The following is an 11,706-nucleotide window of genomic DNA, read 5'->3' as shown; positions in this document are numbered from 1 at the left end:
GCGTGCATTTTGTATTTATAAAATAATTATCTAAAAGGCATTATTCTACCACTGTTTTGGCTTTATCCAAAATGGATTGTGGTACGCTCAAACCCTGCTCGCTGGCATTTTTCTTGCTGACCATCAAGTCAAGCTCGCTGGCACTGTACACGGCGATGTCGCCTGCTTTTTCGCCTTTTAGGATGCGGGCGGTGATTTTGCCTGTTTCTAGTCCCAGACCATGATAGTTTACGCCAAGAGCAACACTCGCCCCACGCTCGACCACGCTAGGGTCAGATGAGACAAGGGGGATTTTACCTTCTTTGGCGACTTTGGCAAGGGCTTCATAAGCGTTGATGACGTTATTGTCGGTTGATGTATAAATCACGTCCACCTTGCCAACCAGACTTTGGGCACTCATGGCGATGTCTGATGATTTTTGGGCAGGGGCTTCAACGATGGTGAGCCCTTGGGGTTCGGCGATGGCTTTTAGGTTACGCAAAGTCACGGTGGAGTTCACTTCCCCTGGGCTGTACACGAACCCGATGTTTTTGACGCTAGGAATTAGCTCTTTGATAAGGTCAATCTGCGGTTCAAGTGGTAGCACGTCCGATGCCCCTGTTACGTTCGTGCCAGAGCCATCTAGTTTGGGCACCAGTTTGGCTTCCACAGGTTCGGTCACGGCAGAGAATACCACGGGAATGGTGGTAGTGGCACTGACAACCGCTTGGGCAGATGGGGTGGCGATGGCGACGATGGCGTCAGGGTTGTCCGCCACGAACTGTTTGGCGATTTGTCCTGCGGTGGCAGGGTTGCCTTGGGCGGATTGGAAATTGACCGTTAGGTTCTCGCCTTCTTTAAAGCCTTCGCTGGCTAAGGCTTCAAGTGTGCCTTGACGAACGGCGTCCAGTGCAGGGTGTTCGACGATGGCAGTAATGGCAATCGATTTGCTCTCGGCAGTCGTGGGAGTTTGGGTGGTCTCGTTTTGGCTGGTAGGTTTGTCACCGCCGCAGGCAAACAGTAGCGAGCAAAGCATACTCATGCCGATGAGTTTGGGAAATTTGGCACTGATGGTCGTCATGACGAACTCCTTGTGTAACAATATGATGACTTTTATTATAGAGTAGTTACAGAGTAATGACAATAGTTTTTGGAATGAAAATATAAAAATTTTTAAAAAATGGTTGGCAAAATAAAAGTGGGCTTGTCATCATAAGACCACTTTGGTGTTAGGGTGTGCCTACCCTTGATAACATTTTTATAAAAATAAGCTAAAAACTTAACATTCTAAATCTATTTTTGCATGAAAAATGGCTATCCGACCACTTAATCGTGTGAATTTTTAAGATTTTAACTTGATTTTTAAAATTAAGTGGTCGGATTATGGCTCTAAGTCAAAATCTTTGTTGATATTTCAATATCAACTGCGGACTTTTCCTTGAAAAACGTGTGATTCCGCTGCTTTTTTAAACAGGCATTTTTCATTGCAGATACCAAAGGTAGGTACGCCCTAAGATAATTTTATTTAAAAAACAAAATTAATAAATTTAAAAAATAAATCATATTTGCAATAGTATTACGCACCCATTTACAAATATAATACATAATACAACTCATTATCATTTTTATTAGGTACTTTGTATCATGCGTAAATTTCCCTTGTCTTTATTAAGTGTTGCCATACTTGTTGCGACCAATGCTCAGGCAAATGATGGCGAGCCGACCGTCATGCTAGGACATGAGACCATCACCATCTCCAAAGACGCTGGCAAATATGTCGCCATCACGCCCAATTCCCTAAAAGACGACAGTCCCCTGTATGAGACCGCCCAATCAGTGAGCGTGCTAACCCCACAGCAGGTAGAGCAAAAACAAGCCAGCACCGTTGCCGAGCTTTTGGAAAATGTGGCAGGCGTGTCATCAGGCGTGCAGGGTCGGCGCGGGTGGGATGACTTTATCATTCGTGGGCAAGTATCATCCAATCAGATGTATGTGGACGGTATGCGTGTACAGATGTCGTCCAATAACCTGCGAGCGTGGGACGTGGCAGGAGCGGACAGCATTGAAGTAGTCAAAGGCACGACCACTACAGGCTACGGCATGGCATTGCCAAGCGGGATTGTCAATATCACCTCAAAACGCCCTGACAGCGAGACCTTTGCCAAAGGCAAAATCACGGTTGGCAGTTTTAATAACAAAGAGCTTGCCTATGACCTAAACTATGCCCCAAACGACAACAAAAAAGGAGCGTTTCGCCTAAATGGGCGTTTTTCTGACCATGATGACGCAACGGATTATGTCTATTTTAAAGACAACTACATTGCCCCAAGCTATACTTTTGATTTAGGCGATGACACCGATTTGACCCTTTTGGGCAGTTATCAATGGCGTGAATATCTCCGTCAGCAGGGCTTGCCACACAACAACACCATAGACCTTGCCACAGGCGAGCAAACCGTACGCAATGCCCACGAGCAGTATTCGTCCAGTACGTTTTTTGGCTTGCCTGATTATGGTTATGAACAAAAAACCTTGCGTTTGGGCTATGATTTGGCTCATCATATCAATGACAAGCTCACCTTTAAGTCCATTTTTGCCATTAACAAAACCGACACAGACGGCAAGCCTGTACTTTCAACCGCTCATAACAATTTTTATAGCACGGGCAATATCGGTCGCCAAATTAACAATCAAATCAAAAAAGACACCATGCTCACCAGCGACAACCGCTTTGAGACTTATTTTAATACAGGTAACGTTGAGCATGATGTAACAGTAGGGCTTGACCTATTGCGTGAAAAAAGCGACTATTATCGCCGTAATGACCGAGCTTATCCCAATTTTGACATCAACAATCCAAGCTATGACGTATCAAGCATTACAGAAGGTACGCCTAGCCAAAATATTACCACTACTCAATACGCAGGGCTGTACGCCAAGGACAGTATGCGTTATGATGACTGGATTTTTGGGGCGAGCGTCCGCCACGACTGGGCAAAAACGGACGTGGATAACGTGCTGACAGGAGCCAATGCCAAACGCACAGACGGCGAATTTACAGGCAGTGTGTCCGCCATGTATGATTATCAAGGCAAATTCGCCCCTTATGTCAGCTTTGGTACGTCCTTTCAACAAAACACCAGCACAGGACAAAATGGCGAAGTGCTAGACCCCGAAAAAGGTCAAAATGCCGAAATTGGCGTAAAATTTCAAGGCTTTGACAAACGTTTGCAAGGCTATGTGTCCGCCTATGACATCACTCGCAAAAATGTTGCCGAAACGATTTATGACGATAGTGGGGTTGGCACAGGATATAGCGAGCTTGTGGGTAAGCAACGCACCAAAGGTTTTGAGTTTGAAAGTGCGTTTGTGATGAATAACCAATGGAATATCTCGGGTTCGTACAGCTATATCCCAACCGCCAAAATCGTGGAAAACAGCCGTGCGTCCAATGTCGGTCAGCGTATCAGCCAAATCCCAGAACACTCTGCGTCCGTGTCCACGCAATATCATTTTAGCCCTGACCGTTTGGGCTGGTATGTCGGTGGTGGCTTGCGTTATCAAGGCGACAGACGAGCGTGGCGGACAGCGGTCAATAACCGTGGGGTAGAAACCACGCATTTTATTGATTTGCCAGCCTATACCGTGCTTGACGCTAAGGCAGGCTATGAAGCCAAAAATTGGGGTGTGGGTTTGGCGGTCAAAAACTTGACGGACAAAGACTATCTTATCGGCACAACGCCCAACTCCCAGCTTGTCTCTTATGGCGAGCCACGCAACATTCGTGCGACTTTGACTTTTAAATATTGATAACACGCACCCTTTGCCCTTTTTCGCTTTGAAAAAGGGTTTTTATTTTTAAAAATAAGGCAAGTTATGGATTGGCAATACGAGCTTATCACGGCGGTATTTTGGTTATTTAAGGCATTTTTTTGGGTGGCGGTGGTGCTGTCGGTGGCGGTGTGGGCGTTAAAATTTACCCCCTTTGGCAAAAAATTTTGGCACATTGCCAAGCCTTGTCTAAGCCGTGCCAACACCGCAAAAGCCCTTGTGATGATTGGGCTTTTGATTTTCTTTGTGCTTTTGGAAGTTAAAATCAGCGTGCTAAATACGCAGTTTTATAATAAATTGTACAGCTCATTACAAGACATGGACGCACAGGCGTTTTGGTTTTTTGCTCTGCTAAATGCCAGTTTGATGATGTTTAAAGTGGCACAAGACGTGGTGGATAGGTTTGTGGGCGAAGCCTTTGAGATTAAATGGTGGGAGCGATTTAATGCCGTGCTACTTGACCGCTATTTGTCGCACAAAAACTACTACCGCCTAAAACACACCCACGACCTGCGTACCCCTGATAACATCGACCAGCGTATCGAGCAGGACGCTAAGGAGTTTATCACAATCACGGTGGAGATGGTGCGTGGGGTTATCAATGCGGTGATGTCTATCATTGAGTTTACGATTATATTGTGGGGGCTGTCGGGGATTTTGAGCGTGTTTGGCGTGAGTGTGCCAAAGGGTGTGGTATTTTTTATTTATGGTTTTATCATCGTGGCGACTGCCTTGTCGGTGTGGATTGGGCGACCGCTCATCAGGCTTAATTTTGATAAAGAACGTTTGCATGGCGATTATCGTTATTCGCTGATACGAGTGGCGGACAATGCCGAGAGCATTGCCTTTTATGATGGCGAACACCAAGAAAAACGCCATTTGGCAGGGCGATTTGGGGCGATTATTGACAACCGATGGGCGATAATTCGTAGGCTTTTGGGATTGGACGGCTTTAATACAGGCGTAACCCAAGTGGCTCAGCTATTGCCACTCATGCTCCAAGCCCCACGTTTTTTTGCAGGCGAGATAAAATTGGGCGATATGCACCAAACGGTGCAGTCGTTTAACCGTCTTATGCGAGCGTTGTCGTTTTTTCGGCTGTTTTATGAGAGCTTTACGTTGTATCAAGCACGGCTGAACCGTCTGTATGGCTTTTTGACTCGCCTTGATGTGCTGGATAATACGCCACTTGACAAATCAACGGTAAAACATGATGATAACGTATTGATATTAAAAGACTTTGGCATAAAAACATTTGATGATAAGGTGTTGATTGATGGCATAAATATCACGCTACACGCAGGGCAAGCTCTACTGATACAAGGCACGTCAGGCACAGGCAAAACCACGCTGTTAAAGGCGATGGCAGGGATTTATCCTTTTGGTACGACAGGGCAAGCGGTCATGCCTACCGCCAAAACGCTGTTTTTGCCCCAACGCCCCTATATGCCCCAAGGCACGTTACGAGATGCCATTTGCTATCCTGACATACGGGCAAACGATGACAAGATAAAGGCGGTCATGGCACGTTGTCATCTGGGCAAGCACATTCACGCCCTAGATGTGGACAGCGATTGGCAGGTTAATCTATCACCAGGGGAGTTACAACGAGTGGCGTTTTTGCGTGCGTTGCTCGTTAGGCCGTCTGTGGTATTTCTTGATGAAACCACGTCCGCCCTAGATGAGCCGACCGAGACCGCCCTTTATACCACGCTAAGGGACGAGCTACCCCAAGCGATTATCGTGAGTGTGGGGCATAGAAGTACGCTTTTGGCGTTTCATGATAAAAGGGTGGTGCTTGGGTGGGGTTAAAATGGGTTGGCGGTTTATATTTTACTTGGTTTATGTCAAATCATCATCGCTTTTATTAAACCGTAATCCCGATGTCTTAATTGCCCAAACAAGCTCTACCAGGGCACGATTGTTGGTTAAAGGTTCACCGTCTAATATGAGTACATAGCCTGTATTATCAATCCACAAAAACATAAAACTTGTGGTTGGCATGAGCAGTTCAACATCACCAAAGAGTGAAACAGCCTGTCCAGCGATGGCAAGTCCACGTTCATGCTGACGTACAAAAAAGTCAAAAAAGTCCGCCCCTGCCACCGCCAGCCTATCCGCTTCATCGGTTGTGTAACCAATGCGAGCCAAACAAAAACCTTCATTAGAGCCAATGACAGCTTTGCGAGTACCTGACAGACTTGCCACGACATAAGGTAAGAATTTATCCAATGGCATATTAGGAGCAGGTAAGTTCTGTGATAGGTGTTGTACCCAACCTTTTTCATCAAACTCATCTAGCCATTCATGTGAATACTTATTTAACCACTCTTTGGTAGACATGACATGAGTCTGCGAGACGAGCGTTTGTAGAGCTTTGTGCTTGTCATTGGGTGTGGCATAAGCAAAAGCATGCATGACACCAGATGGTGTTAGCGTAAGATAGGGATTTTGGTGGTCATTTGGCATGATTGATTACCGAAAATAAAAACTAAGAGGCGATCATATAGATGAGTGAACGCACCATACGACGCATTTGTTCACGGTCACGGGCATCAACAATCATGACGTTAGCACCGACACCACGTTCCATCAATCGTTTTGAGAGTGTCTCATGTAAATCCCAAGGCATATTTTCAGCATGGGTAACACCGACCACTAAGGCACTGCTTTTGATGAGTGGTGAGAAAGCATCAAGATAATAATCCAAGTCATTCACAGGGTCTTTTTCTTCGGCGTTTAGCAGTAGGATAAGACCCAAGGCATTCTCACTTAAAATCTCCCACATAAAGTCAAAACGTCTTTGTCCTGGCGTACCATAGAGTCGCACCTGTTCACCGCTGTCTAGTATCATAACCCCATAGTCCATGGCAACCGTGGTTGTCTTTTTGATGAGTTTGGTGTCATCGGAGGCAACTTCATCGGTCGTTACCACACCTTTGTCAGACAACACTTGAATGGCAGCTGTTTTACCTGCCCCCACAGGGCCTGCGATGATGAGTTTATAGGTTTGTTCACGGACTTCATTGATGGCACTCATTGCACTCTCCGTTTTGTGTTTGGTATTAAAATGATAATTTGTTAAGCAGGCGTCTAAAAAATCCTGTTTTGACAGCTTGGGTTACGCCTTTATTGGCAGTTGTCTTGGGTGTAGATTCTTTGTCGTATTTATTCTTTTCATGTAGCAGTTTATCTAGGGGGGTTTGTAGATAAAAAGAGTTTTTTAGTACTTCAATATCTGCCGACCCAGACAGGATGGATAGCAAAAATATGCGGTGCAGGATGGATGGGTTTTTTTGGGTCAACTCACCAAATACCATGTCAAGTTGGTCAAGGTTTTTAGGGACGATTAGGCATGATGATACGATTGCATGGACGTATTCGGGGATGTCTTTCATGCCTGAAAAGTTGGGCATGTAGCGAATTTTTAGTTTTAAGGTATTTCTGGGGGCATTAATGCGAGTAGGTAAGATGGTTGAATAAATTTGCCACAAAAAACTGTTGAGTGAATAACGACGATAACCTTCATTTTTGATGTTGTGTAGCATTCTATCAAATTCTGCATCACTTAGGGCGATATTGGTAATATTGGTTCTTAGTACCTGACAGTTACCTGCGATGGAAAAATAGTCAAGCAGACGGTCAAGGTTTTGTGTCAGGGCGATGGCTTTTTTAGGATAGACATAGACCATTTGGTTGCCAATGACGATTTTAAAAGGATGTTCTTGGGCAAAAATATGAATCAATTCATAGATGACATTATTGGGACAGACACCACTAAAACAAGTATTAATCACACTTTGGATGAATTTGCCATTTTCGCTGGGCGTGTGTTTGGTCAGTTCTGTTTGCTTGGTATCGGTACTATCGTGTAGATGATTGACAGATTTGCTATATATTAAGGCACGATTTTTGGCAGCATCAGCAGGGTTTTTTTGTAGGCGTGTGGCGGCGTCAATGAGTTGCGACAGCACCGCTTCCATGTCATGTTTGGCATATGGGGTGCTCAAAAAGAAGTTGGTTGCATGGGGTAAAAAGTCAGCATTTTGCCACTGTTTGATATGACCACGTGTCAATAATAAGGATGCACGAAAATCCAAAAAATCCACCAAATTTTTGATGTGTTGGTTATTAAACAGCGACATGCCCACACCATCTAGATTGATAATGGCAGCAAAGGCATCATCAGCATCTCTGCCAAGCGTGGGTAAGGTCAGACACAAATCATCACTAAAACAGCGTTCCAATACTAAGTGCTCCACATTAGGATAGTTACGTTGTAATAGCAAGGTTAATGCCCCAGCACTAGGGCCTGAGAAACCCGCCAATAATATTTTTAATGCCATAGTATCTCCAAAAGCCAGATTTTAGTGGTTGCAGACGCATAAAAATAAGTAGAATGTTCACCCTCTATCATATCGTCTATGTGCCATATCATCTATGTATAAAAAGTAATCTTAAAAAATCTATGTATGAAAAATCTAATGTATCAACCTTTCAAGTTCAGTGCGACAAGCCACCCATCGCATGTCAAATACCCAATTATGTTTGCCAAGTTTGAACCATGCTTTCATGAACGCCACTAAGTCATGACAAGCCAAACAATGGTTAAAAAATTCATTTTCTAAACGCATGACCTCATCATGATTTTGGGCTTTGTGAGCTGTCAAAATAGACTCCAACAGGCGTTGGGCAAGCAAAGTGGCATCATCACTACTGACACGCAGTTTATGACTGGGCACATCAAGTGTGGGTGTGGTAAGTACGCTCCAACGTGTCGCCAGAAGGTTATTTTTTTGTAAATAATATTTACGTGTTATGCAGTCGTTGATGATTTGCCAAGCTTGGGTGTTAAGACGTGGTTTAAAGGTTTGGATGAATTCTAGGTTCATCATGGGTGCATCATACCAACAGCCAAAAAAATAATCCGATAATGCCCCTTGTAGAGGTTCGCTTTCGTCTAATTTTTTGGCGACATTGATTCGCTCTTTGTGATACTGTCCTGCCGATGGATTTTTTAGGACAGCACGAGAATAATAACGAAAGTGATGGTAGTCATCAGCGTGATGGATTCTGTTCATAAACTGGTCTGTGATGATGAATAAAAACAAGTGGGTCAAGTGTCAAACCCACTTATCTCTTACTTAGTCAAGCAGGGTTTCCATTAGGTCAATCATGAATTCAGCATCTTCATCATCTATGGGTTCAAAGCCGTCTGTCATGCCAAGTTCACTTAGCACCGCTTGACCATCAGCATCATCTTTTAAGGATAAAATGACTTTGGCGATATCATCTGCTTGGGTGAAGCCGTCTTTGACCAAAATGACATGAGAGATGGTGGCGATATTGCTTTCAATGAGTACGTTTAGTTGTGATTTGGTGAGTTTTGACAGTGAGTGATAAATTTCAGCGATAAAAAACGCCACATCCGCTTCGCCTTTTACCACTTGTTTGGCAGCGGCTTGATAAGTCTCGGTGATGATAAATTCAACATCATCTTCGCTCAAATCTACCGCTTCAAGCAGACGCAGACCGATGAGTTTGACATCACGGTTATCTGCCATGGCAATCTTAGTGCCTGCGTTTAGGTCATCTAGGCACTTGATATTACCACCAGCTGATGAAATGATTGTCATTTCATCAGATTTACCAATGGGGCGAGCGATGGCACGATAGCCATCTTCACGGATGAGTTTGGCAGCATCAAAAGGGTTGGCATAGATGACTTTGATATCATCTTTTGCCAAACTGTCTTCTTGTTCGGCGTGCGAGGCGGGTGTAACAAGGTGTAGGTCATGACCTGAACGTTTTTGTAGCAAGGTATTAAACATGTGCCAACCTGCAAAACGTTCTGGTGAGAAATCAGGGGCAATTAAAAAATTATAAGCCATTATTCTGCTCCTTTCATGGTAAGGTATTGAGCTGTCGTCTCTTCAATCTTGCTACGGCTGGGCTTACGGCGTACGGAGGTATAACCCACAGTCTGACCACGACGTACGTTTGGCACGACAGTGGCATATACCCAGTAGTGTGAGCCATCTTTGCATAGGTTTTTGACGTAGCCATGCCATTTTTTGCCCTCTTTGACGGTCTTCCACAAATCAGCATACGCTGCTTTTGGCATGTCAGGATGGCGTAAAATGTGCTGGGGTTTGCCAATCAGTTCATCTTCGGTATAGCCACTAATCTCAACAAAGGCATCATTGACATGAGTTAATACGCCATTTAAATCCGTGCGAGAGACGATGAGTCTGCCATCAGGGTATGGACGCTCTACACCTGTATCATAGACGGTGCGTGTTGTGCCATCAAAAAAGGTTAGGTTATATTCAGTAGCATCGCCAGTGGGCTTTGCCATATCATCTAGTTGAATGCTCAAAACAAGTCTCCTTAATAACTTATCAATACTTCATAGCTTATCAATAAAAGGGTAAAGATTTAGATGAGTTTTGCCAATGCCTCAGAGGCTCGTTTAATGTCTAGAAATATCAGACCCAGTTTGGCGTTTGGTTTGGCAAGAATGGTCAGTACCGCCTCACCACCTGCTGATGTCATGATGACATAGCCTTTTTCGCCTTGTACGAGCAGACGGTCAATCTTACCACGAGCCAGTTCAGAGCCTGCACGGTCACCCAAAGACAGTAGGGCGGCACTCATGGCACCCACACGATCTTCGTCAATACCAGAGGGTAGGGCAGAGGCAATCATCAAGCCGTCTGTTGAGATAAGAGCAGAGGCCTCAACGTCGGCAGATGAGCTGTTTAGGTCATCTAGGATTTGTTGGAACATGTCGGTACGCATGGTGTGTCTCCTTTGGGTGATAAAATTTTGATAAAATTAAATGGTTGGATTGATGTTGGTAAACTGTTACCGCCAATCGGAGCTATTATACAAGTATTAATGATAAATACAAGCATTTTAATAATAAATACAATATGAAAAGCAGACGTTTGTTAGTCGCTGTTGATCATGCTTTTTGATTGTGCTTTATTATTGAATTGGATTTGGTGAAATTAAGCGGATTTTAAACAGTTTGTCCATAAAAACCAAAGCGTACCAAAGGCAAATACAACCTATGATAAAACACAAAACCCTTACTATTATAAGGGTTTTGTGTTTTGTTAGCAAGAGTTAAAAATAACCACAAAGGTTAAGCATTAACGATTTGGAGCAAAAGCTGCCAACTCTGGGTTAATGTCTGTTTTGGCAACGGTATTGGCGTAGTTACATAAAGTAGACAGTGCCACACCCATGATGACATCCAAAACATTTTGGTCGTTATAACCTGCTGATTTAAAGGCTTCTAACTCATCATCAGAGACCTGACCACGCTTGTCAATGAGTTGCATGGTAAACTGAGCTAAGGCTTGATATTTGGCATTTTGGTCAATGTTAGTGCGACCACGTAATGCCTCTACAATGGCAGGGGGCATGTTTAGGCGAACTTCGGCAACCTTGGTGTGTCCTGCCACACAAAAATCACAGCCGTTATGTGCAGCAGCGGTAATCTGAACAACTTCAACCTCTTCGGCGGTCAGAGAGTTTTTGCTGTTCATTTTACTTACCTCTTGATACATTTCAAGGGCTTGTGGTGAGTTGGCAAGCACACCGATGAGATTTGGGATAAAGCCATTGGCTTTTTGTACCGCTTCAACACGCTCTTTGGCTTTTTCTGGGGCGGTGTCAACAGTGTGTAAAGTAAGACGGGTCATAAAATGCTCCTGATTTATTTCTTGGGTCAACACATCATTGGTTTGTCTTGTTGTACTTCATGTACTTCCCAACCAAGACTCATCGTTTTGTCTTGACAGTAATAGATAGATACAAATTCATGTTTGGGTGAGTTAAAATAACAAAACCTATATGGGAGTGGATATAAAAATTGCAAGCGCTTTT

11 protein-coding genes are annotated in these 11,706 nt (G+C 44.1%); 2 read left to right on the top strand and 9 right to left on the bottom strand.

Features of this window, described 5'->3' with window-relative positions:
• Positions 1-40 precede the first annotated feature (40 nt).
• Positions 41-1,021, bottom strand: a complete 981-nt coding sequence (locus AAHK14_RS12345) for an ABC transporter substrate-binding protein (RefSeq protein ID WP_227712963.1) — start codon at positions 1,019-1,021, stop codon at positions 41-43.
• Positions 1,022-1,623: 602 nt separating this feature from the next.
• Between AAHK14_RS12345 and AAHK14_RS12340 the strand changes: the two genes are divergently transcribed.
• Positions 1,624-3,789 (top strand): TonB-dependent siderophore receptor, encoded by a 2,166-nt coding sequence (locus AAHK14_RS12340; RefSeq protein ID WP_065255519.1) that lies wholly within the window; start codon positions 1,624-1,626, stop codon positions 3,787-3,789.
• A 66-nt stretch (positions 3,790-3,855) separates the two neighbouring features.
• Positions 3,856-5,622 (top strand): ABC transporter ATP-binding protein/permease, encoded by a 1,767-nt coding sequence (locus AAHK14_RS12335; protein ID WP_065255518.1) that lies wholly within the window; start codon positions 3,856-3,858, stop codon positions 5,620-5,622.
• 30 nt (positions 5,623-5,652) lie between these two features.
• Here the strand turns inward: AAHK14_RS12335 and AAHK14_RS12330 are convergent, their stop codons facing one another.
• The 8 genes from AAHK14_RS12330 to AAHK14_RS12295 all read right to left on the bottom strand — a co-directional run bounded on the left by AAHK14_RS12330 (position 5,653) and on the right by AAHK14_RS12295 (position 11,522).
• Complete coding sequence (locus tag AAHK14_RS12330; protein WP_065255517.1) at positions 5,653-6,279, bottom strand: hypothetical protein; 627 nt, start codon at positions 6,277-6,279, stop codon at positions 5,653-5,655.
• A gap of 22 nt (positions 6,280-6,301) precedes the next feature.
• The gene (locus AAHK14_RS12325) at positions 6,302-6,850 is read right to left on the bottom strand and encodes an ATP/GTP-binding protein (RefSeq protein ID WP_062499259.1); all 549 of its coding nucleotides are present in this window, start codon (positions 6,848-6,850) and stop codon (positions 6,302-6,304) included.
• 25 nt (positions 6,851-6,875) lie between these two features.
• On the bottom strand, positions 6,876-8,156 hold the full coding sequence (locus tag AAHK14_RS12320) for a hypothetical protein (RefSeq protein WP_194092581.1): 1,281 nt from the start codon (positions 8,154-8,156) through the stop codon (positions 6,876-6,878).
• 135 nt (positions 8,157-8,291) lie between these two features.
• Positions 8,292-8,891, bottom strand: a complete 600-nt coding sequence (locus tag AAHK14_RS12315; RefSeq protein ID WP_194092582.1) for a hypothetical protein — start codon at positions 8,889-8,891, stop codon at positions 8,292-8,294.
• Between the two features lie 63 nt (positions 8,892-8,954).
• Positions 8,955-9,701 carry a phosphate/phosphite/phosphonate ABC transporter substrate-binding protein gene (locus AAHK14_RS12310; RefSeq protein ID WP_065255514.1) on the bottom strand — a complete coding sequence of 249 codons (747 nt, stop codon included), beginning with the start codon at positions 9,699-9,701 and terminating at the stop codon, positions 8,955-8,957.
• Positions 9,701-10,189: a PAS domain-containing protein gene (locus tag AAHK14_RS12305; protein ID WP_255529089.1), complete on the bottom strand. Its 489-nt coding sequence runs from the start codon at positions 10,187-10,189 to the stop codon at positions 9,701-9,703. The genes AAHK14_RS12310 and AAHK14_RS12305 overlap by 1 nt, the downstream gene beginning before the upstream one ends.
• Before the next feature lie 59 nt (positions 10,190-10,248).
• Positions 10,249-10,611, bottom strand: a complete 363-nt coding sequence (locus AAHK14_RS12300; protein ID WP_062499263.1) for a roadblock/LC7 domain-containing protein — start codon at positions 10,609-10,611, stop codon at positions 10,249-10,251.
• 356 nt (positions 10,612-10,967) lie between these two features.
• Entirely contained in the window at positions 10,968-11,522 is a 555-nt protein-coding gene (locus AAHK14_RS12295) for a carboxymuconolactone decarboxylase family protein (RefSeq protein ID WP_065255513.1), read from the bottom strand.
• Between the last annotated feature and the right edge of the window lie 184 nt (positions 11,523-11,706).

Origin of the sequence: Moraxella sp. K1664, from assembly GCF_039693965.1 — a bacterium.
GTDB lineage: Bacteria > Pseudomonadota > Gammaproteobacteria > Pseudomonadales > Moraxellaceae > Moraxella.
The sequence above is the reverse complement of the archived record's forward strand: the minus strand, read 5'-3'. Positions and strand labels throughout refer to the sequence as shown.

Coding starts and splice junctions, on each gene's coding strand:
- AAHK14_RS12345 (WP_227712963.1), bottom strand. CDS start 1,021: ATGAGTATGCTTTGCTCGCTACTGTTTGCCTGCGGCGGTGACAAACCT.
- AAHK14_RS12340 (WP_065255519.1), top strand. CDS start 1,624: ATGCGTAAATTTCCCTTGTCTTTATTAAGTGTTGCCATACTTGTTGCG.
- AAHK14_RS12335 (WP_065255518.1), top strand. CDS start 3,856: ATGGATTGGCAATACGAGCTTATCACGGCGGTATTTTGGTTATTTAAG.
- AAHK14_RS12330 (WP_065255517.1), bottom strand. CDS start 6,279: ATGCCAAATGACCACCAAAATCCCTATCTTACGCTAACACCATCTGGT.
- AAHK14_RS12325 (WP_062499259.1), bottom strand. CDS start 6,850: ATGAGTGCCATCAATGAAGTCCGTGAACAAACCTATAAACTCATCATC.
- AAHK14_RS12320 (WP_194092581.1), bottom strand. CDS start 8,156: ATGGCATTAAAAATATTATTGGCGGGTTTCTCAGGCCCTAGTGCTGGG.
- AAHK14_RS12315 (WP_194092582.1), bottom strand. CDS start 8,891: ATGAACAGAATCCATCACGCTGATGACTACCATCACTTTCGTTATTAT.
- AAHK14_RS12310 (WP_065255514.1), bottom strand. CDS start 9,701: ATGGCTTATAATTTTTTAATTGCCCCTGATTTCTCACCAGAACGTTTT.
- AAHK14_RS12300 (WP_062499263.1), bottom strand. CDS start 10,611: ATGCGTACCGACATGTTCCAACAAATCCTAGATGACCTAAACAGCTCA.
- AAHK14_RS12295 (WP_065255513.1), bottom strand. CDS start 11,522: ATGACCCGTCTTACTTTACACACTGTTGACACCGCCCCAGAAAAAGCC.